Source organism: Streptomyces finlayi (genome assembly GCF_014216315.1).
Classification (GTDB): Bacteria; Actinomycetota; Actinomycetes; order Streptomycetales; family Streptomycetaceae; genus Streptomyces; species Streptomyces finlayi_A.
The window spans coordinates 1,863,218-1,883,253 of the sequence record NZ_CP045702.1 but is presented as its reverse complement, the minus strand read 5'-3'; the positions used below and the strand labels follow the sequence as shown (position 1 = coordinate 1,883,253).

Annotated in this window: 18 protein-coding genes; 15 read left to right on the top strand and 3 right to left on the bottom strand. The window is 70.5% G+C overall.

Annotated elements, in window-relative coordinates; translation table 11 throughout:
• Nucleotides 1–433: 433 nt before the first annotated feature.
• The 8 genes from F0344_RS08475 (at nt 434) to F0344_RS08440 (ending at nt 10,636) form a co-directional block, all read left to right on the top strand.
• A complete protein-coding gene (locus tag F0344_RS08475; RefSeq protein ID WP_185298198.1) occupies nt 434–2,389 on the top strand; it encodes an acyl-CoA dehydrogenase family protein in 1,956 nt (651 codons plus the stop codon).
• Nucleotides 2,390–2,561: 172 nt separating this feature from the next.
• The gene (locus tag F0344_RS08470) at nt 2,562–3,203 is read left to right on the top strand and encodes a hypothetical protein (RefSeq protein WP_185298197.1); all 642 of its coding nucleotides are present in this window, start codon (nt 2,562–2,564) and stop codon (nt 3,201–3,203) included.
• Nucleotides 3,204–3,270: 67 nt separating this feature from the next.
• A complete protein-coding gene (dxr, locus tag F0344_RS08465; protein WP_185298196.1) occupies nt 3,271–4,524 on the top strand; it encodes a 1-deoxy-D-xylulose-5-phosphate reductoisomerase in 1,254 nt (417 codons plus the stop codon).
• Nucleotides 4,521–5,831, top strand: a complete 1,311-nt coding sequence (locus F0344_RS08460; protein ID WP_185298195.1) for a M50 family metallopeptidase — start codon at nt 4,521–4,523, stop codon at nt 5,829–5,831. Before dxr ends, F0344_RS08460 begins: the two co-directional genes overlap by 4 nt.
• Before the next feature lie 173 nt (nt 5,832–6,004).
• A complete protein-coding gene (gene ispG, locus F0344_RS08455) occupies nt 6,005–7,159 on the top strand; it encodes a flavodoxin-dependent (E)-4-hydroxy-3-methylbut-2-enyl-diphosphate synthase (RefSeq protein WP_185298194.1) in 1,155 nt (384 codons plus the stop codon).
• Nucleotides 7,160–7,399: 240 nt separating this feature from the next.
• The gene (locus tag F0344_RS08450; RefSeq protein ID WP_185298193.1) at nt 7,400–8,245 is read left to right on the top strand and encodes a GNAT family N-acetyltransferase; all 846 of its coding nucleotides are present in this window, start codon (nt 7,400–7,402) and stop codon (nt 8,243–8,245) included.
• 49 nt (nt 8,246–8,294) lie between these two features.
• Nucleotides 8,295–8,900, top strand: a complete 606-nt coding sequence (locus tag F0344_RS08445) for a GNAT family N-acetyltransferase (RefSeq protein WP_185298192.1) — start codon at nt 8,295–8,297, stop codon at nt 8,898–8,900.
• Between the two features lie 35 nt (nt 8,901–8,935).
• Nucleotides 8,936–10,636, top strand: a complete 1,701-nt coding sequence (locus F0344_RS08440; RefSeq protein ID WP_185298191.1) for a proline--tRNA ligase — start codon at nt 8,936–8,938, stop codon at nt 10,634–10,636.
• Between the two features lie 66 nt (nt 10,637–10,702).
• On the opposite strand, the gene F0344_RS08435 is transcribed toward F0344_RS08440, so the two are convergent.
• Genes F0344_RS08435 through F0344_RS08425 form a run of 3 tightly spaced genes read right to left on the bottom strand, consistent with a single transcriptional unit; the run spans nt 10,703 to nt 12,683 of the window.
• Nucleotides 10,703–11,620 (bottom strand): aminoglycoside phosphotransferase family protein, encoded by a 918-nt coding sequence (locus F0344_RS08435; RefSeq protein WP_185298190.1) that lies wholly within the window; start codon nt 11,618–11,620, stop codon nt 10,703–10,705.
• Nucleotides 11,621–11,649: 29 nt separating this feature from the next.
• Entirely contained in the window at nt 11,650–12,144 is a 495-nt protein-coding gene (locus F0344_RS08430) for a ferritin-like domain-containing protein (protein ID WP_258049768.1), read from the bottom strand.
• Nucleotides 12,141–12,683 carry a hypothetical protein gene (locus F0344_RS08425; protein WP_185298189.1) on the bottom strand — a complete coding sequence of 181 codons (543 nt, stop codon included), beginning with the start codon at nt 12,681–12,683 and terminating at the stop codon, nt 12,141–12,143. The genes F0344_RS08430 and F0344_RS08425 overlap by 4 nt, the downstream gene beginning before the upstream one ends.
• Nucleotides 12,684–12,859: 176 nt before the next feature.
• Between F0344_RS08425 and rimP the strand changes: the two genes are divergently transcribed.
• The 7 genes from rimP (at nt 12,860) to truB (ending at nt 20,017) form a co-directional block, all read left to right on the top strand.
• Nucleotides 12,860–13,357 carry a ribosome maturation factor RimP gene (rimP, locus tag F0344_RS08420; protein ID WP_185298188.1) on the top strand — a complete coding sequence of 166 codons (498 nt, stop codon included), beginning with the start codon at nt 12,860–12,862 and terminating at the stop codon, nt 13,355–13,357.
• 2 nt (nt 13,358–13,359) lie between these two features.
• On the top strand, nt 13,360–14,400 hold the full coding sequence (gene nusA / locus F0344_RS08415; RefSeq protein WP_185298187.1) for a transcription termination factor NusA: 1,041 nt from the start codon (nt 13,360–13,362) through the stop codon (nt 14,398–14,400).
• A 170-nt stretch (nt 14,401–14,570) separates the two neighbouring features.
• Complete coding sequence (locus F0344_RS08410; RefSeq protein ID WP_185298186.1) at nt 14,571–14,858, top strand: YlxR family protein; 288 nt, start codon at nt 14,571–14,573, stop codon at nt 14,856–14,858.
• A gap of 140 nt (nt 14,859–14,998) precedes the next feature.
• Nucleotides 14,999–18,151, top strand: a complete 3,153-nt coding sequence (gene infB, locus F0344_RS08405) for a translation initiation factor IF-2 (RefSeq protein ID WP_185298185.1) — start codon at nt 14,999–15,001, stop codon at nt 18,149–18,151.
• Between the two features lie 136 nt (nt 18,152–18,287).
• A complete protein-coding gene (locus F0344_RS08400; RefSeq protein WP_185298184.1) occupies nt 18,288–18,581 on the top strand; it encodes a DUF503 domain-containing protein in 294 nt (97 codons plus the stop codon).
• Between the two features lie 39 nt (nt 18,582–18,620).
• Entirely contained in the window at nt 18,621–19,121 is a 501-nt protein-coding gene (rbfA, locus tag F0344_RS08395; RefSeq protein WP_185298183.1) for a 30S ribosome-binding factor RbfA, read from the top strand.
• Complete coding sequence (gene truB, locus F0344_RS08390) at nt 19,118–20,017, top strand: tRNA pseudouridine(55) synthase TruB (protein ID WP_185298182.1); 900 nt, start codon at nt 19,118–19,120, stop codon at nt 20,015–20,017. Before rbfA ends, truB begins: the two co-directional genes overlap by 4 nt.
• The last annotated feature ends 19 nt before the right edge of the window (nt 20,018–20,036 follow it).

The following is a 20,036-nucleotide window of genomic DNA, read 5'->3' as shown; positions in this document are numbered from 1 at the left end:
CGGTCCAGTACGGCCGGTGGGCCTCGCCGGCTAACTCGAGCGGCGGATCAGTTTCTGCCAACTCTGAGCGTGTCCGCAGGAGGGTGGCGGCGAGCGCCCTGTTCCGGCGGATACCAGCTCTCACCGCCCGGCCGTGTTCCCGTGGGAACGAACACGGAGGTCTGCTGAACCGGCCCAGGACGGGCCGAGGCGGGTTGATGCGGGTCGAGGCGCTCAACGTCCTTGCAGGTCAGAGCAGAGTGCCAGGTCAGGGCACTTGAGGGGCGACCACTGTGCGGGGGCTGCGGCCGTTCGCGCGCCCTGCCGCAGGGGTGGTGGGAGCGGGTCGCATCGGGTACACACGGACGAGTGGTACCGACCGGGGAAAGACCACCGGCCGGTACCGCGATCCAACCGGCCCCACCCGACCCGACAGCGGCGAGGTGAGCTCCTCATGTCCGCCCCATCCGCACCACCCGAACCGCCCCAGGCACCCAAAGTCACCGAGCGTGAAGCGCGCAGGGTGGCCGAGGCCGCCCGTGAGCAGGACTGGCGCAAGCCCAGTTTCGCCAAGGAACTCTTCCTCGGCCGCTTCCGGCTCGATCTGATCCACCCCCATCCGCTCCCGGCCGACGAGGACGTACGGCGCGGTGAGGAGTTCCTCGCCCGGCTGCGGGACTTCTGCGAGACGAGGATCGACGGCGCGCTGATCGAGCGCGAGGCCAGAATTCCCGACGAGGTGATCAACGGCCTCAAGGAACTCGGCGCCCTCGGCATGAAGATCTCCACCGGCTACGGCGGCCTCGGGCTCACCCAGGTGTACTACAACAAGGCCCTCGCCCTGATCGGCTCCGCCAGCCCCGCGATCGGCGCCCTGCTCTCCGCGCATCAGTCGATCGGGGTACCGCAGCCGCTGAAGATCTTCGGCACACAGGAGCAGAAGGACGCCTTCCTGCCCCGGCTGGCCCGTACCGACATCTCGGCGTTCCTCCTCACCGAACCCGACGTCGGGTCCGACCCGGCCAGGCTCGCCACCTCCGCCGTGCCCGACGGCGAGGACTACGTGCTCGACGGTGTGAAGCTGTGGACCACCAACGGGGTCGTAGCCGATCTGCTCGTCGTCATGGCCCGGGTCCCGGTGTCCGAGGGCCACAAGGGTGGGATCACCGCCTTCGTCGTCGAGGCCGACGCCCCGGGCATCACCGTCGAGCACCGTAACGCCTTCATGGGCCTGCGCGGCCTGGAGAACGGCGTCACGCGGTTCCACCGGGTCCGGGTCCCCGCCGCCAACCGCATCGGCCCCGAGGGCGCCGGCCTCAAGATCGCCCTGACCACCCTCAACACCGGCCGCCTCTCGCTGCCCGCCATGTGCGTGGGAGCGGGCAAGTGGAGCCTGAGGATCGCCCGCGAATGGACGGCCGTGCGGGAGCAGTGGGGCAGGCCCGTCGCCCGGCACGAGGCCGTCGGCGCGAAGATCTCCTTCATCGCCGCGACCACCTTCGCGCTGGAGGCCATCGTCGACCTCGCCTCGCAGATGGCCGACGAGGACCGCAACGACATCCGCATCGAAGCCGCGCTGGCCAAGCTGTACGGCTCCGAGATGGGCTGTCTCATCGCCGACGAACTGGTCCAGATCCGGGGCGGACGCGGCTTCGAGACCGCCGACTCGCTCGCCGCCCGCGGTGAACGGGCCGTTCCGGCCGAACAGTTGCTCCGCGACCTGCGGATCAACCGGATCTTCGAGGGCTCCACGGAGATCATGCACCTGCTGATCGCCCGCGAGGCCGTCGACGCCCACCTCAAGGTGGCCGGAGACATCATCGACCCCGAGAAGCCGCTGTCAGCCAAGGCGAAGGCCGGTGCGAACGCGGCCGGCTTCTACGCCCGCTGGCTCCCGAAGCTGGTCACGGGCCCCGGACAACTGCCCCGTACGTACAGCGAGTTCCACCCGACGGGGCACCCGGACCTGTCCACCCATCTGCGGTACGCCGAACGCGCGTCCCGCAAGCTCGCCCGCTCCACCTTCTACGCCATGTCCCGCTGGCAGGGCCGCATGGAGACCAAACAGGGCTTCCTCGGCCGGATCGTCGACATCGGCGCCGAACTCTTCGCGATGAGCGCGGCCTGCGTCCGTGCCGAACTCCTGCGCACCACGGGCGAGCACGGCCGCGAGGCCTACCAGCTGGCCGACGTCTTCTGCCACCAGTCCCGCATCCGGGTCGAGGAACTCTTCACCCGCCTGTGGTCCAACACCGACGACCTCGACCGGCGCGTGGTCGACGGCGTCCTGTCGGGGACGTACACCTGGCTGGAGGACGGGGTCGTGGACCCGAGCGGCGACGGCCCGTGGATCGCCGACGCCACCCCGGGCCCATCGACGAAGGAGAACGTCCACCGGCCCATCCGCTGAACCCGTCCCGAGGGGCACGTCCACGCGCTGGACGTGCCCCGCCGCCGTGCCCGCCGCGCGGCAGGATGGATTCCCGTGACCGTCATCCACCTCCCCGGTTTGCGACCTTCGCGGATTCCGCTGCCACGACGGCCAGTTAGGGTTTCCCGGTCCTCGCGTCCCAGGAGATCTCATGGCCACGCCGTCGCACCAGCCCCTGCCCCCGTACGGATTCGGCGGTACCCGGCCGCTTCCGTGCGACATCTGCGGAGCGATACCCGCCGTCCACACCGTCGTCCGCGGTCATCAGGGGCTCGTCGTCACCCTGCGCTTCCTGACGGAGGAAGGCACCTTCTGCCGCACCTGCGGGACCTCGCTGTACCGGAAGATGACCTCGGACACCCTCTGGCAGGGCTGGTGGGGACTGCTGTCCGTGTTCGCGGCCCCGGTCACCCTGTTCATGAACATCGGTGCCCGCCGCCGGATCCGCGCCCTGCCGCACCCCGTGGGCAGTCTGCGGCCGCAGCTCGCCCCCGGCCGCCGCGTCCTGGCCCGGCTGCCCGCCCTGACCGTCGTCACCGCCCTCGTCGCGGCCGTCGGAGTCTTCGCCGTACCGCCGCTGATCCCGTCCACCCCGGCCAAGTTCATGGCCGGCGACTGCGGACGGAACAACGCCGAGTGGCCGAAACAGGATCTCGAAGAGGTCGGGTGCAGCTCGCAGGAGGCCGAGTTCTGGCTCTCGGAGGGCGAGAAGTGCTGGGGCAGGGACTGGATCGTGTACCTGCACTACAGCGCCGAGCAGGAAATGCTGTGCGCGCATCCCATGGAGAAGTGACACCGTGAAACGACTCCGTCGGGGACGCCCTGTCCCGGCGCACAGCCGTTGCGGCAACAATGGGGGCATGAGCGACAGCCCTGCCCCCCTCGCCGATCCGCATCTGATCTTCGACGCCGCGGACGGCCGCCGGGATCTCGTGATCCTCGGCTCCACCGGGTCCATCGGCACCCAGGCCATCGACCTGGTGCTGCGCAACCCCGACCGCTTCCGGGTCACCGCACTCTCCGCCGCGGGCGGCCGGGTCGTCCTCCTCGCCGAGCAGGCGCGGCGCCTGAGGGTGCGTACCGTCGCCGTCGCCGCCGAGGACAAGGTGCCCGCCCTGCGCGAGGCGCTGCGCGAGGAGTACGGGGCGGGCGAGCCGCTCCCCGAGATCCTGGCCGGGCCCGACGCGGCCACCCGGCTCGCCGAGAGCGACTGCCACACGGTGCTGAACGGCATCACCGGCTCGATCGGTCTCGCCCCGACGCTCGCCGCCCTGAAGGCGGGCCGCACGCTCGCGCTCGCCAACAAGGAGTCGCTGATCGTCGGCGGCCCTCTGGTGAAGGCGCTCGCGGCCCCCGGCCAGATCATCCCGGTCGACTCGGAACACGCCGCGCTCTTCCAGGCCCTGGCAGCGGGTACCCGCGCCGATGTGCGCAAACTCGTCGTCACCGCGTCCGGCGGTCCCTTCCGGGGGCGTACGAGGAGCGAGCTGGCCGACGTCACCAGGGAGCAGGCACTCACGCACCCGACCTGGGCGATGGGCCCGGTCATCACGATCAACTCGGCGACGCTCGTCAACAAGGGCCTGGAAGTCATCGAGGCGCACCTCCTCTACGACATTCCGTTCGACCGGATCGAAGTGGTGGTCCACCCGCAGTCGTACGTCCACTCCATGGTCGAGTTCACGGACGGCTCCACGCTGGCCCAGGCCACCCCGCCGGACATGAGCGGACCTATCGCCATCGGCCTCGGCTGGCCGCACCGCGTTCCGGACGCCGCGCCCGCTTTCGACTGGTCGAAGGCGTCCAGCTGGGAGTTCTTCCCGCTGGACACCGAGGCCTTCCCGTCCGTCGGGCTCGCCCGGCACGTCGGTACTCTCGGCGGTACGGCCCCCGCGGTGTTCAACGCCGCGAACGAGGAGTGCGTGGACGCGTTCCTGGCGGGACGGCTCCCCTTCAACGGAATCATGGATACGGTCACCGCAGTGGTGGCCGAACACGGCACCCCTGCCACGGGAACTTCACTGACGGTCGCGGACGTCCTCGAAGCCGAGACCTGGGCGCGAGCCCGGGCCCAGGAGCTTTCGGCGAAAGCGACAGCGGAGGCGCGCGCATGAGTTTGACGACGATCCTGTTGACGATCCTGGGGATCGCCATCTTCGCCGTGGGTCTGCTGTTCTCGATCGGCTGGCACGAGCTGGGGCACCTCTCGACCGCCAAGCTCTTCGGCATCCGCGTGCCGCAGTACATGGTCGGCTTCGGCCCGACCATCTGGTCGCGCAAGAAGGGCGACACCGAGTACGGCATCAAGGCGATCCCCGCGGGCGGCTACATCCGCATGATCGGCATGTTCCCGCCCGGCGCCGACGGACGCATGGAGGCACGCTCCACCTCGCCGTGGCGCAGCATGATCGAGGACGCCAGGTCCGCCGCGTTCGAGGAGCTGGAACCGGGCGACGAGACCCGCCTCTTCTACACGCGCAAGCCGTGGAAGCGCGTGATCGTGATGTTCGCCGGGCCGTTCATGAACCTGGTGCTGGCCGTCGCCATCTTCCTCGGCGTCTCCATGACGTTCGGTTTCCAGACCCAGACCACCGAGGTCGCGGGCGTCCAGAAGTGCGTGATCTCGCAGAGCGAGGACCGCGACAAGTGCGCGAAGGGCGACCCGGTCTCGCCCGCCAAGGCGGCCGGACTGCGGGAGGGCGACAGGATCGTCTCCTTCGACGGGCAGCGGATCGACGACTGGGAGACTCTCTCCGAGAGCATCCGCGACACCATCGGCCCCGCCACCATCGTGGTCGAGCGCGGCGGGCAGGAGCTGACCCTGCACGCCGTGCTCCAGAAGAACTCGGTGGCGCAGAAGGACTCCGACGGCCAGGTCGTGCCGGAGGAGTTCGTGGACGCCGGCTACCTGGGCTTCGCCGCCCGCACGGAGATCATTCCGCTCTCCTTCGGTGACTCGGTCGTCCGCATCGGAGACATGATCGAGAACGGCGTCGACTCGATCATCGCCCTGCCGTCCAAGATCCCGGACCTCTGGAACGCGGCCTTCAGCGACGGAGAACGCGCGGACGACTCGCCGGTCGGCGTGATCGGCGCGGCCCGCATCGGCGGGGAGGTCATGACGCTCGACGTCCCGGCGCAGAACCAGGTCGCGATGATGCTGTTCCTGCTGGCCGGCTTCAACCTCTCGCTCTTCCTCTTCAACATGCTGCCCCTGCTGCCGCTCGACGGCGGGCATATCGCCGGGGCCCTCTGGGAGTCCCTGCGACGCAACCTGGCGCGCGCCTTCCGCCGGCCCGACCCCGGTCCGTTCGACGTGGCGAAGCTGATGCCGGTGGCCTACGTGGTCGCCGGAATCTTCATCTGCTTCACGCTGCTGGTCCTGGTGGCCGACATCGTCAACCCGGTCAAGATCACCTGACCGACCCACGCGCACCACGTGTGGTGGCCGGTCACACCTGAGGTGGCCGGCCACCCGAAACCGGGAGGTATCGCCGGACGGGGTGCGTGCGCCGCCCCTTCGGTGCCGTAACCTCGAAGACCGGAGCCCGCCGATCTCGGGACCTTGATCCACACCTTGGGGATGCTCAGCGCATGACTGCGATTTCTCTCGGAATGCCGGCCGTTCCGACCAAGCTCGCCGACCGACGGGTCAGCCGCCAGATCCAGGTCGGATCGGTCGCGGTCGGCGGCGACGCACCTGTCTCGGTGCAGTCCATGACGACGACGCGTACGTCGGACATCGGGGCGACGCTGCAGCAGATCGCGGAGCTGACGGCTTCCGGCTGCCAGATCGTGCGAGTGGCGTGCCCGACCCAGGACGACGCGGACGCGCTCTCGACGATCGCGCGGAAGTCCCAGATCCCGGTGATCGCGGACATCCACTTCCAGCCGAAGTACGTGTTCGCGGCGATCGACGCGGGCTGCGCGGCGGTGCGGGTGAACCCGGGCAACATCAAGCAGTTCGACGACAAGGTCAAGGAGATCGCGCTCGCGGCGAAGGACGCCGGGACGCCGATCCGCATCGGCGTGAACGCGGGCTCGCTGGACGCGCGGCTGCTGAAGAAGTACGGCAAGGCCACGCCTGAGGCGCTGGTCGAGTCGGCGTTGTGGGAGGCGTCGCTCTTCGAGGAGCACGGCTTCGGTGACATCAAGATCTCGGTGAAGCACAACGACCCGGTCATCATGGTGAACGCCTACCGGCAACTGGCGGCGCAGAGCGACTACCCGCTGCACCTCGGTGTCACGGAGGCCGGTCCGGCGTTCCAGGGGACGATCAAGTCCGCGGTGGCGTTCGGCGCGCTGCTGTCGGAGGGCATCGGGGACACGATCCGTGTCTCGCTGTCGGCTCCGCCGGCCGAGGAGGTCAAGGTCGGACTGCAGATCCTCGAGGCGCTGAATCTGAAGCAGCGTCGCCTGGAGATCGTGTCGTGTCCGTCGTGCGGGCGCGCGCAGGTCGATGTGTACAAGCTGGCGGACCAGGTCAGTGCGGGCCTCGAAGGCATGGAGGTCCCGCTGCGGGTCGCGGTCATGGGCTGCGTCGTCAACGGTCCCGGTGAGGCCCGCGAGGCCGACCTGGGCGTCGCCTCCGGCAACGGCAAGGGCCAGATCTTCGTGAAGGGCGAGGTCATCAAGACCGTCCCGGAGTCGAAGATCGTCGAGACCCTCATCGAGGAAGCCCTGAAGATCGCCGAGCAGATGGAGAAGGACGGCATCTCCTCCGGCGAGCCCCAGGTCTCCATCAGCTGACCCGCACGCCGAAGAGCTTCACCGCGCCCCGCCGGACTCTGTCCGGCGGGGCGCGGCCGTTGCCATGCAGGGGAAGACGCGGGGGAAGACGCGGGGGAGAAGGCGGCCGAGGACGCGGGGGGACGCGGGGGACGCGGGGAAGGACGCGGTCTCCCCGTCCCGCTTCCGGACGCGAGGGGCGCTCGCCGCCCCCTTTCGGTACAGTGCGGAAATCAGCAGACCGTATGGTGAGGCCCCCTCGTGTTGACGCAGACCACCACCCGGGTCCTCGAACCCAGCGACCTCGGCGCCGCGCTCGCCATCCTGGAGAGCGAGCCCGTGGCCAACGCCTTCGTCACGTCCCGCGTACAGGTCGCGGGGCTCGACCCCTGGCGCCTCGGCGGCGAGATGTGGGGCTGGTACGCCGACGGGCGACTGCGCTCCCTGTGCTACTCCGGGGCCAATCTCGTCCCCATCTGCGCGACACCGGAAGCGATCAGGGCCTTCGCCGACCGCGCCCGCAGGGCCGGCCGCCGCTGCTCGTCGATCGTCGGCCCCGCCGGACCCACCACCCAGCTGTGGCGCCTGCTCGAACCGGGCTGGGGCCCCGCCCGCGAGGTCCGGGCCAACCAGCCGCTCATGGTCACCGAGCACCCCTCCGCCGACGTCGAGCCCGACCCCCACGTGCGCCGCATCGGCAAGGAGGAGATGGACGTCCTCCTGCCGGCCTGCGTGGCGATGTTCACCGAGGAGGTGGGCATCTCACCGATGGCGGGCGACGGCGGACTCCTCTACCAGGCACGGGTCGCCGAGCTGATCGCAAGCGGACGCTCCTTCGCCCGCATCGAGGACGGCAAGGTCGTCTTCAAGGCGGAGATCGGCGCGGCCACCACGCTGGCCTGCCAGATCCAGGGCGTCTGGGTAGCCCCCGAACACCGCGGCCGCGGCCTCTCCGAGACCGGCATGGCAGCGGTCCTGCGCTACGCACTGGCCGATGTGGCCCCCATCGTCAGCCTGTACGTGAACGACTACAACACCCCCGCGCGCAAGGCGTACGCCCGTGTCGGCTTCCGCGAGACCGGAGCCTTCATGAGCGTCCTGTTCTGACCACCCGGCTCCGGCCACACGGCCGCCGTGCGGACAGTAGGGTTCCGGCATGGCAGCAGCAGTTTCCGGGAGCGGTCCCGGGGCCCCCGGCATCCTGATCGGCCCCCTCGACCTGGCCGCCCGCGTCGACGAGGCACTGGCGGTGCAGGCCGTCGCCTTCGGCCTGGGCCCGGAAGAGGTCGAGGTGCGCCGCCACATCGTGCTGCGGCACTTCGACCACCCCCAGGCCCGGGCCCTCGGAGCCACCACACCCACCGGCCGGCTCGTCGGATTCGTGTACGGGCTGCCCAACGACCGCTCCCAGTGGTGGTCCACCGTCGTCGAGCCCTACCTCCGGGCCACCGGCTCAGACGGCTGGCTCGACGACTCGTTCGTGATCACGGAACTGCACGTCCACCCGGACCACCAGCAGCACGGCATCGGACGGACCCTGATCACCACCATCACGGACGCCGTCGGCCAGCCCCGTTCCATCCTCTCCGCGATCGACACGGAGAGCCCGGCCCGCGGTCTGTACCGCGCCCTCGGTTACCGGGACCTGGCCCGGCAGGTGCACTTCCCCAGCGCTCCCAAGCCCTACGCGGTGATGGGCGCACCCCTCCCGCTCCGCCGCGGGCAGGCAATCGATTTCCGCCCGCCCCCGCCCCCCGGCTAACCTCGGCCCATCACCCTTCCGAGCAGGAGTTCACCATGGCCCAGGTCCAGCGCATGTCCCGATTGATGATCAAGACACTGCGCGACGACCCGGCCGACGCCGAGACGCTCAACCACAAGCTGCTCGTCCGGGCCGGATACGTACGTCGCACGGCCGCCGGTATCTGGAGCTGGCTGCCGCTGGGCAAGAAGGTCCTGGAGAACGTCACCCGCGTCGTCCGCGAGGAGATGGACGCCATCGGCGGCCAGGAGGTGCTGCTTCCCGCGCTCCTGCCGAAGGAGGCGTACGAGGCGAGCGGCCGGTACGACGAGTACGGCGACCTGCTCTTCCGGCTCCAGGACCGCAAGGGTTCCGACTACCTCCTCGGCCCCACGCACGAGGAGATCTTCACCCAGGTGGTCAAGGACATGTGCTCGTCCTACAAGGACCTGCCGGTGATCCTGTACCAGATCCAGACCAAGTACCGCGACGAGGCCCGCCCCCGCGCCGGTGTGCTGCGCGGCCGTGAGTTCCAGATGAAGGACTCGTACTCCTTCGACACGACCGACGAGGGCCTCGTCGAGGCCTACCAGCTGCACCGGGCCGCGTACATCCGGATCTTCGAGCGCCTCGGCCTCGACCACCGCATCGTCTCCGCCGTGTCCGGCGCCATGGGGGGCTCCGCCTCCGAGGAGTTCCTGGCCCCCGCCCCGGCCGGTGAGGACACCTTCGTCGACTGCCCCGACTGCGACTACGCCGCCAACACGGAGGCAGTGACCTTCAAGGCCACCCCCGTCGACGGCTCGGCGCACGGCCCCGTCGAGGAGCTGGACACCCCGGACACCCCGACCATCGAGACCCTCGCCGCCCACCTGGGCGTCGAGGCATCCGCCACTCTGAAGAACCTCCTGGTCAAGGTCGACGGCGAGATCGTGGCCGTGGGCGTGCCCGGTGACCGCGAGGTCGACCTCGGCAAGCTCGGCGAGCACCTCGCCCCCGCTGTCGTCGAGCTCGTCACCGCCGAGGACTTCGTGGGCCGCCCCGACCTGGTGCGTGGCTACGTCGGCCCGCAGGGCCTGGAGAAGGTCCGTTACATCGCCGACCCCCGCGTCGCCGCGGGCACCGCCTGGATCACGGGTGCCAACAAGGAGGGCAAGCACGCGAAGAACGTCGTCGCGGGCCGCGACTTCCAGGTCGACGACCACCTCGACGTCGTCGTCGTCGAGGCGGGCGACCCCTGCCCGAACTGCGGCGCCGGCCTTCAGGTGGACCGCGCCATCGAGATCGGTCACATCTTCCAGCTCGGCCGCAAGTACGCCGACATCTTCTCCCTCGACGTCCTCGGCCAGCAGGGCAAGCCCGTCCGCGTCACGATGGGCTCGTACGGCATCGGCGTCTCCCGCGCCGTGGCCGCGCTAGCCGAGCAGACCGCCGACGAGCAGGGCCTGTGCTGGCCCCGCGAGATCGCCCCGGCCGACGTCCACGTCGTCGCCGCGGGCAAGGCGCTCCAGACCGAGCTTGCGCTCGACGTCTCCGAGAAGCTCAACGCGGCGGGCGTCCGGGTCATGGTCGACGACCGCCCGGGTGTCTCGCCCGGTGTGAAGTTCACCGACGCCGAGCTGATCGGTGTGCCGAAGATCCTGGTGGCCGGCCGCCGCTCGGCCGAGGGCGTCCTGGAACTCAAGGACCGCCGCACGGGCGAGCGCGAGGAGCTCACCGTGGACGAGGCGATCGCGCGCCTCACCGACCGGGGCTGAGTCCGGCCCGTATGCCACGAAGGCCCCCGATGGCGGGGGCCTTCGTGCACGGCGTACGGACCGGGCCTACAGCCAGCCCGCGAACTCCAGGGTCACTTCGCCGTCCTGGCGGCGTCCCGCGGTCAGCGCCCGGGTGCCCGATTCCACGGCCCTGAACAGGGTCCAGCCGTGCAGCCGTTCCCGGTCCACGTCCAGGGAGTCGGCGAGCTTTTTGACCCGCCGCCGGGCCGTCGCGGCCCCGCCGGGAGACGCGATCAGATCCTCGGCCCGGTCCCGCACCAGCCGTGCGAGATCGTAGGCGCGCTCGCCGACCAGTGGCTCGGGGCCGACCGTCAGCCAGGGGGAACGCTCACCCGACAGCACCTTGCTCTGGCGGAAGTTGCCGTGCAGCAGCAGGTGTTCGGGGGAGTGGGCGACCAGCTCCGCACGGGCCGCCAGAGCGGCCGACACGAGAGGCGCCAGCCCGGGATCGGCCTCGGCCGCCGCCCGCATCGGCCCCGCCTGACGCTCCGTCCGCTCCGTCACCGTCTCGAAGGAGTGCCCGGCCGGCGGGTCGACCCACAGCTTGCGCACCGTGCCCGCCGCCTCCAGCAGGGCCTTCGCCTCCGGGAGCGAACGCAGGGACACCTCGTGGTGCAGCCGCTCCAGGAGCAGCGCGTCGCCGGGGAGCTCCCCGGACGGATCGAGAAGCTGCACGGCGCCCCAGCCGTTCCAGTGGGCCAGCGCCGCCCGCTCGCACCCGGGCGCCGCCTCGGGCGGGGCGATCTTCAGCACGCCGGGCGTCCCGTCGGGCCGCCGTACCAGAAGCGCCAGGCTGCTGCGTCCGCCGGGGGCGACCACCCGCTCGACGGACAGCTCCCGCGTACCCGCGGAAAGCGCCTCTTCGGTCAGTGCGGGAAGCCGTCCCAGCCAGTCGGCCGCGGCGGTGTCCCCGTACATCTCGCCGAGCGCTCGCACCAGACGCTGCGGCGGTTCGAAACCCATACGTGCCTTGTTCCCTTTCAGAGCCCTTTTCAGTGCGTCCCGCCCGGCCCCGCAGGACCCGCGGCCTCGGAAGCCGTGGCCTTCTCCGGGAGCCCGGGAAAGGCTACGCCGGTGCCCCGCCAGCGGGCCGCGCGCACGGCGGCCTCCCGCAGAGCGCCCGCGGCCTCACGCCGCCGGGTGCCTCTGGTGGCCCGTACGAGATCGGAGTAGACGCCCCCGATCCGGTCCTCCAGCACGGCGGCGAGCCGCACCGCCGCCGCCGGGTCCCGCACCGCGAACGGCAGAGCGTACGCGCCATCGGCCACGACCGGCGCACCGCCCAGGTCACGCACGGTACGCACCAGGGCGTCGCGCCGTGCCCGGTGCCCGTCGTACGAGGCCGTGGCCTGCGTGCCGGGCTTCCCGGTGAGCCGGCCGCCGAGCACCGCGTATCCGTACACCGCGGCGTGCTCGGCCGCCAAGGCGGCCTGTGCGGCCTTCAGTTCCCCCGAGCGGTTCTCGGCCCCGGTGTCCATGACGCTCATGACGCGGTGTCCTTGGCGAGTTCGGTGAGCAGGTACGCGTGTACGGCGCCGGCCGCCGCCACGGAGGCCAGCAGCCGGGCCAGTTCCGGCTCCGCCTCCGTCAGGGACGCGGTGTGGGCGTCGGCCGAGCGGCGTGCCGCGGCGGCCAGGTCCTTCAGGGCGGCCTTCGGGTCGACGGCCGGAGCCGTCGCGGGCCGGGCCGGCGCCATCCGCCCCGCGCCTTTCGAGAGGGCCGCCGTGTGTGCCCGTACCGCCGACCGCAGCGGGGCCAGTCCGGCAGCCGTCGCGGGGTGCGCCGCGGCGACCTGGTCGTACTGGGCGAGCAGGGAGGCGCTGACGAGACTCGCGCTCTTGCGCAGCGTCCGCTGGACGCCGGCGTCAGCGGCCCGGGCGCGCGCCCGGGCGTCGGCCCGCGAGCCGGAGTTGGAGGACCGCTCCAAGGCCTGGGGGCCGTCACCGCAGCCCGCCAGTACCGCACCCATCGAAACTGCTCCAGTGGCCGCGAGCGCGGCCCTGCGCGTCGTCCCCGTCCGCCGCACGTGTCTCCTTCGGGTGTCGTTCGGTACTGACCGCTTCTGTCCTGAAGTGATCACCGTTGGTGAGCGTACCCGCGCTCAGAGCCAGGCGGACGGCAACACCCCTCCGGACCGGATACCCTTTGACCTGACACACGAAGATCCCCACAACAGCACACGCGGCCGAGGAGTCACCCGGGATGAGTACCACCCAGAGCGAGAGGCTGCGCGAACTGCTGGAACCGCTCGTCAGCGCCGAGGAACTGGATCTCGAAGAGATCGAGGTGGCCCGGGCCGGACGGCGGCAGGTGCTTCGGGTCATCGTGGATTCCGAACAGGGTGTCGAACTGGACACCTGCGCCGAGCTGAGCCGCGCGATCTCCGGCAAGCTCGACGAGACCGACGTGATGGGCGAGGGCGAGTACGTCCTCGAAGTGAGCTCTCCGGGCGCCGACCGCCCGTTGACCGAGCACCGCCACTACGTACGCGCCACCGGCCGCCTCGCGCGGCTCCAGCTGACCGAGGGCGACGAACTGGTGGCCCGCATCATCGCGGTCGACGACGAAGGACTGGACCTCGAAGTGCCGGGCGTCAAGGGCCGCAAGCCCACGTCCCGCCGGGTCTCCTTCGACGAGATCGCCAAGGCGCGCGTGGAGATCGAATTCAACCGCAAGGACAAGAAGGAAGAGGAGGCGTAGCCGTGGATATCGATGTGAAGCTGCTGAAGGGCTTGGCGCAGGACAAGGAGATCCCCTTCGACGTGCTCGTCGGGGCGATCGAGTCGGCCCTCCTCATCGCGTACCACCGCACCGAAGGCAGCCACCGCCGTGCGCGCGTCGAGCTGACCGACCGCGGCCATGTGACGGTGTGGGCCAAGGAGGACCCGGCGGACCTCGAAGAGGGCCAGGAGCCGGAGGAGTTCGACGACACCCCGTCCGGCTTCGGCCGGATCGCGGCGACCACCGCCAAGCAGGTCATCCTGCAGCGGCTGCGGGACGCCGAGGACGACAGGACGTTCGGCGAGTACGCCGGCCACGAGGGCGATGTCGTCACCGGTCTCGTCCAGCAGGGCAAGGACCCGAAGAACGTCCTGGTCGACATCGGCAAGATGGAAGCCATCCTGCCGGTGCAGGAGCAGGTGCCGGGCGAGGAGTACACCCACGGCCTCCGGCTGCGTACGTACGTCGTACGGGTCGCCAAGGGCGTCCGCGGTCCGTCCGTGACGCTGTCGCGCACCCACCCCAACCTCGTGAAGAAGCTCTTCGCGCTGGAGGTCCCGGAGATCGCGGACGGCTCGGTCGTCATCGAGGCGATCGCCCGCGAGGCCGGCCACCGCAGCAAGATCGCGGTGCGCTCCACCCGTGCCGGTCTCAACCCCAAGGGCGCCTGCATCGGCCCGATGGGCAGCCGTGTGCGCAATGTCATGGCCGAGTTGCACGGCGAGAAGATCGACATCGTGGACTGGTCGGACGACCCGGCCGAGATGGTCGCCAACGCGCTGTCGCCCGCACGGGTGAGCAAGGTCGAGGTCGTGGACCTCGGTGCCCGGTCCGCCCGGGTCACCGTCCCCGACTACCAGCTGTCGCTGGCGATCGGCAAGGAGGGGCAGAACGCCCGCCTGGCCGCCCGCCTCACCGGCTGGCGCATCGACATCCGCCCGGACACCGAGACGGACGAGGAGCGGGACATCGCGGACCGTGAGCGTGCCGAGCGCGCCAGGGAGCGGTCCGAGCGGGGCTGATCCACGACTCCTCCGGCGGGCAGCCGGGGGAGGTACGGGGCAGGGGCCCGGGCTGTTCCGAGGCCCGCCCCAGGGAATAGATCCGGGCGTCACGACGCTGAGATCACGACAACATCCGTTCGATTCTTGCCCCGAAGGGGTGAGGTCGGTGCGGGGAGGTAGACTTAACCGTGTCTGGCCGGACGCTAGCCCGCGCTTGCCCCGAACGAACCTGTGTCGGATGCCGGGAGCGGGCGGCCAAGACCGAGTTGCTGCGCATCGTGGCGGATGAGGGTGAATGCGTACCCGATCCGCGCGGTACGCTGCCCGGCCGGGGTGCGTATCTGCACCCCGCCTCTGTCTGTCTCGACCTGGCGGTCCGCCGCCGGGCATTCCCCCGGGCCTTCAAGGCCAAGGGGCCGTTCGGTTCCGCGGCACTGCAGCGGTTCGTCGAGCGGGTGACAACGCAAGAAAAGTGAACGGCACGGGACCCCGTGCGGTCAGGTACCTCGCGAGTTGGAAGTAGGTCGAGATTGCGATGAGCACTCGATGAGTACGCGATGAGTACGCCCATGAAGTAGCGACGGTCCGGCGGTAACCCGGACCTAAAAGGAGCGAAGTGGCTAAGGTCCGGGTATACGAACTCGCCAAGGAGTTCGGGGTGGAGAGCAAGGTCGTCATGGCCAAGCTCCAAGAACTCGGTGAATTCGTACGTTCGGCGTCCTCGACGATCGAGGCGCCGGTTGTACGCAAGTTGACTGACGCACTGCAGGGGCCCGGCGGCAACGCCGGCAAGTCCGCTGCGAAGCCCGGCGCGCCCCGCAAGGCCGCGCCCTCGAAGCCCGCAGCGCCCTCCCCGGCCGCTGCGGCACGTCCCGCTGCCCCGAAGCCCGGCGTCCAGGCTGCCAAGCCTGTCGCAGCCGAGGCCCCGGAGAGCAGCGCCCCCGCCGCGTCTTCCGCGCCGTCCGCAGGGCCCCGTCCGGGCCCCAAGCCCGCGCCGAAGCCCGCACCGGTCACCCCGGTGCCCGCGGCTGAATTCTCCGCTCCGGCCCCGGCTCAGCAGCCGGCCCAGCCGCAGCAGCAGGCCCCGCGTCCCGCGGGTGCCACCCCCGGCCCCCGCCCCGCGACCCGTCCGGCTCCGGCCGCCGGCCCGCGTGACGGTGGCCAGCGTGACGCGGCTCCGCGTGACGGTGGCCGTGGTGGCGAGCGTGGCGGCGACCGCCCCGCGCGTCCCGCAGGCCAGGGAGCGCCGCGACCTGCCGGTGCTCGTCCGGCGGGTCCCCGTCCGGGCAACAACCCCTTCACATCCGGTGGCTCCACCGGCATGGCGCGCCCCCAGGCCCCCCGGCCCGGCGGCGCTCCGCGCCCCGGTGGCGGTCAGGACCGTCCGGAGCGCGCCGGCGCCCCGCGTCCGCAGGGCGGCCCCGGCGGCGCCCCGCGCCCGCAGGGTCAGGGTGGTGGCCGTCCGAGTCCCGGCGGCATGCCCCGTCCGCAGACTCCCCGTCCGGGCGGTGCCCCGGCAGGTAACAGGCCGAACCCGGGCATGATGCCGCAGCGTCCCGCTGCGGGTCCGCGTCCCGGCGGTGGCCCCGGTGGCGCCGGCGGTGGCCGTGGTCCCGGTGGTGGCGGCGGCGGTCGTCCCGGTGGCGGTGGCGGCGCAGGCCGTCCGGCCGGTGGCGGTTTCGCAGGCCGTCCGGCTGGTCCCGGTGGCGGTGGCGGCGGTTTCGCAGGCCGTCCCGGTGGTCCCGGTGGCGGTGGCGCTCCCGGTCGCCCCGGTGGTGGCGGCGGCTTCGGCGGTCGTCCCGGCTTCGGTGGACGTCCCGGCGGCCCGGGTGCCCGTGGTGGCACACAGGGTGCGTTCGGCCGTCCCGGTGGTCCCGCGCGTCGTGGCCGCAAGTCGAAGCGCCAGAGGCGCCAGGAATACGAGTCGATGCAGGCCCCGTCGGTGGGCGGCGTCATGCTGCCTCGCGGCAACGGGCAGGCTGTCCGGCTGTCACGCGGTGCGTCCCTCACGGACTTCGCGGAGAAGATCAACGCGAACCCGGCGTCGCTTGTCGGCGTGATGATGAACCTCGGCGAGATGGTCACTGCGACGCAGTCCGTCCCGGACGAGACGCTGAAGATGCTCGCGGACGAGATGAACTTCGTCCTGGAGATCGTCAGCCCCGAGGAGGAGGACCGCGAGCTGCTCGAGTCCTTCGACATCGAGTTCGGCGAGGACGAGGGCGGCGAAGAGGCCCTGGTCTCCCGTCCGCCGGTCGTGACCGTCATGGGTCACGTCGACCACGGTAAGACCCGACTGCTGGACGCGATCCGCAAGACGAACGTCGTTGCGGGCGAGGCCGGCGGTATCACGCAGCACATCGGTGCGTACCAGGTCGGCGCCGAGGTCAACGGCGAGGACCGTCGCATCACCTTCATCGACACCCCGGGTCACGAGGCGTTCACCGCCATGCGTGCTCGTGGTGCGAAGTCCACCGACATCGCGATCCTCGTGGTGGCGGCGAACGACGGTGTGATGCCGCAGACGATCGAGGCGCTGAACCACGCCAAGGCGGCCGACGTGCCGATCGTGGTCGCGGTCAACAAGATCGACGTCGAGGGTGCCGACCCGGTCAAGGTGCGCGGTCAGCTCACCGAGTTCGGTCTGGTGGCCGAGGAGTACGGCGGCGACACGATGTTCGTCGACATCTCCGCCAAGCAGGGCCTCAACATCGAGGCTCTTCTGGAGGCCGTCGTCCTCACCGCCGACGCCTCGCTCGACCTGCGGGCCAACCCGAACCAGGACGCGCAGGGTATTGCGATCGAGTCCCACCTCGACCGCGGCCGCGGTGCCGTCTCCACCGTCCTCGTCCAGCGCGGCACGCTGCGCATCGGCGACACGATGGTGGTCGGCGACGCGTACGGCCGTGTCCGGGCGATGCTCGACGACAACGGCAACAACGTCCAGGAAGCGGGTCCCGCGACCCCCGTCCTGGTGCTGGGTCTCACCAACGTCCCGGGTGCCGGCGACAACTTCCTGGTCGTCGACGAGGACCGCACGGCCCGTCAGATCGCCGAGAAGCGTGCCGCTCGTGAGCGCAACGCCAACTTCGCCCGCAAGGGTGTCCGGTTCTCCCTGGAGAACCTGGACGAGGCGCTCAAGGCCGGTCTGGTCCAGGAACTCAACCTCATCATCAAGGGCGACGCGTCCGGTTCGGTGGAGGCTCTCGAGTCCTCGCTGCTCCAGCTCGACGTCGGTGAAGAGGTCGACATCCGGGTCCTGCACCGCGGTGTGGGTGCGGTCACCGAGTCGGACATCGACCTGGCGACCGGCTCCGACGCCATCGTGATCGGCTTCAACGTGCGCGCCGCAGGGCGTGCCGCGCAGATGGCCGAGCGCGAAGGGGTGGACGTCCGGTACTACTCGGTCATCTACCAGGCGATCGAAGAGATCGAAGCGGCCCTCAAGGGCATGCTCAAGCCGGAGTTCGAAGAGGTCGAGCTGGGTACGGCGGAGATCCGCGAGGTCTTCCGCTCGTCCAAGCTGGGCAACATCGCCGGTGTGCTGGTCCGGTCCGGCGAGGTCAAGCGCAACACCAAGGCGCGCCTGCTCCGCGACGGCAAGGTCATCGCGGAGAGCCTCAACATCTCCGGTCTGCGCCGCTTCAAGGACGACGTCACCGAGATCCGCGAAGGGTTCGAGGGTGGTATCAACCTCGGAAACTTCAACGACATCAAGATCGACGACGTCATCGCGACGTACGAGATGCGCGAGAAGCCCCGCGGCTGATCCGTACCTCAACAGCCGGGGCCGATCGACGGGTCTTATTCCGTCGATCGGCCCCGGCCGTTCCGTGTACGGTTCTTGTGTCCCTGCCAAGCGCTGGCAGGGCGCGAACCCGAACCGGCGGGACATCCGGACACACATGTATGTGGGGACACTGTCCTTTGATCTGCTCCTCGGCGACGTACGTTCGTTGAAGGAGAAACGCTCCATCGTCCGGCCGATCGTCGCCGAACTTCAGCGGAAGTACGCGGTGAGCGTGGCGGAGACGGGTGAACAGGATCTCCATCGCAGGGCCGAGATCGGCCTCGCCGTGGTCTCCGGGGACACCGGACACCTCACGGACGTCCTGGACAGGTGCGAGCGGCTGGTTGCCGAGCGCCCCGAGGTGGAGCTGCTGTCGGTTCGACGGCGGCTGCACAGCGACGAAGACTGAACAAGCGAAGCCAAACCCAGAAGGAAGAGTGACGGACCGGTGACCGACAACGCGCGGGCCCGCAAGCTGGCCGATCGGATCCAGGTCGTGGTCGCGGAGACCCTGGACCGGCGTATCAAGGATCCGCGGCTCGGATTCGTGACGATCACGGACGCCCGTGTCACCGGCGACCTGCGGGAGGCCACGGTCTTCTACACGGTCTACGGCGACGACGAGGAGCGCGCGGCATCGGCCGCCGCGCTGGAGAGCGCCAAGGGCGTTCTCCGCTCCGAGGTCGGCAAGCAGGTCGGGGTCCGGTTCACGCCGACCCTCGCCTTCGTGCCGGACGCCCTCCCGGACAACGCCCGCACCATCGAGGACCTCCTCGACAAGGCGCGTGCCAAGGACGCGGCGGTGCGCGAGGTGTCGACCGGCGCGACGTACGCGGGCGGGGCCGACCCGTACCGCAAGCCGGAGGACGAGGACGACGAGGCCGAGGCGGCCGAAGAGGCCGGCGCGGCCGAGGGCTCCGTCGAGAACGAGGGTCCTGCCTCCGCATGACTCAGCAGAACAAGACGCCGGACGGCCTGGTCATCGTCGACAAGCCGTCCGGCTTCACTTCGCACGACGTCGTCGCCAAGATGCGCGGCATCGCCCGTACCCGCCGTGTCGGCCACGCCGGCACGCTGGACCCGATGGCCACGGGCGTGCTCGTGCTCGGGGTGGAGAAGGCCACCAAGCTGCTGGGCCACCTCGCCCTGACCGAGAAGGAGTACCTCGGCACGATCCGGCTCGGCCAGGACACCGTGACGGACGACGCGGAGGGCGAGATCATCTCGTCCACCGACGCGTCGGCCGTGACGCGTGAGGGCATCGACGCGGGCGTCGCGGCCCTGACCGGCGCGATCATGCAGGTGCCGTCCAAGGTCAGCGCCATCAAGATCGACGGCAAGCGGTCCTACGCACGGGTGCGCGGCGGCGAGGACTTCGAGATCCCGGCCCGCCCGGTGACCATCTCGTCCTTCCACGTCTACGACGTGTGCCAGGCCGTGGCGGAGGACGGGACCCCGGTCGTGGACGTGATCGTCTCCGTGGTCTGCTCCTCCGGTACGTACATCCGTGCCATCGCCCGGGACCTCGGTGGCGGACTCGGCGTCGGCGGACATCTGACCGCCCTGCGCCGCACCCGGGTGGGCCCGTACGGACTGGACATGGCCAAGACGCTCGACCAGCACCAGCAGGAGCTGACCGTGATGCCCGTCGCGGAGGCCGCCTCCTCGGCGTTCCCCCGCTGGGACGTCGACGAGAGGCGCGCCAAGCTGCTGCTCAACGGCGTCCGCCTGGACATGCCCTCGTATCCGCCGGGGCCCGTCGCGGCATTCGGTCCCGACGGGCGGTTCCTGGTGCTCGTCGAGGAGCACCACGGCAAGGCCAAGAGTCTCGCCGTCTTCGCCTGACCCGCACCACCGCCCCTCC

Bases quoted from the DNA above. Each gene is read 5' to 3' on its own strand.
- F0344_RS08475 (WP_185298198.1), top strand. From the start codon at position 434: ATGTCCGCCCCATCCGCACCACCCGAACCGCCCCAGGCACCCAAAGTC.
- F0344_RS08470 (WP_185298197.1), top strand. From the start codon at position 2,562: ATGGCCACGCCGTCGCACCAGCCCCTGCCCCCGTACGGATTCGGCGGT.
- dxr (WP_185298196.1), top strand. From the start codon at position 3,271: ATGAGCGACAGCCCTGCCCCCCTCGCCGATCCGCATCTGATCTTCGAC.
- F0344_RS08460 (WP_185298195.1), top strand. From the start codon at position 4,521: ATGAGTTTGACGACGATCCTGTTGACGATCCTGGGGATCGCCATCTTC.
- ispG (WP_185298194.1), top strand. From the start codon at position 6,005: ATGACTGCGATTTCTCTCGGAATGCCGGCCGTTCCGACCAAGCTCGCC.
- F0344_RS08445 (WP_185298192.1), top strand. From the start codon at position 8,295: ATGGCAGCAGCAGTTTCCGGGAGCGGTCCCGGGGCCCCCGGCATCCTG.
- F0344_RS08440 (WP_185298191.1), top strand. From the start codon at position 8,936: ATGGCCCAGGTCCAGCGCATGTCCCGATTGATGATCAAGACACTGCGC.
- F0344_RS08435 (WP_185298190.1), bottom strand. From the start codon at position 11,620: ATGGGTTTCGAACCGCCGCAGCGTCTGGTGCGAGCGCTCGGCGAGATG.
- F0344_RS08430 (WP_258049768.1), bottom strand. From the start codon at position 12,144: ATGAGCGTCATGGACACCGGGGCCGAGAACCGCTCGGGGGAACTGAAG.
- rimP (WP_185298188.1), top strand. From the start codon at position 12,860: ATGAGTACCACCCAGAGCGAGAGGCTGCGCGAACTGCTGGAACCGCTC.
- F0344_RS08400 (WP_185298184.1), top strand. From the start codon at position 18,288: ATGTATGTGGGGACACTGTCCTTTGATCTGCTCCTCGGCGACGTACGT.
- truB (WP_185298182.1), top strand. From the start codon at position 19,118: ATGACTCAGCAGAACAAGACGCCGGACGGCCTGGTCATCGTCGACAAG.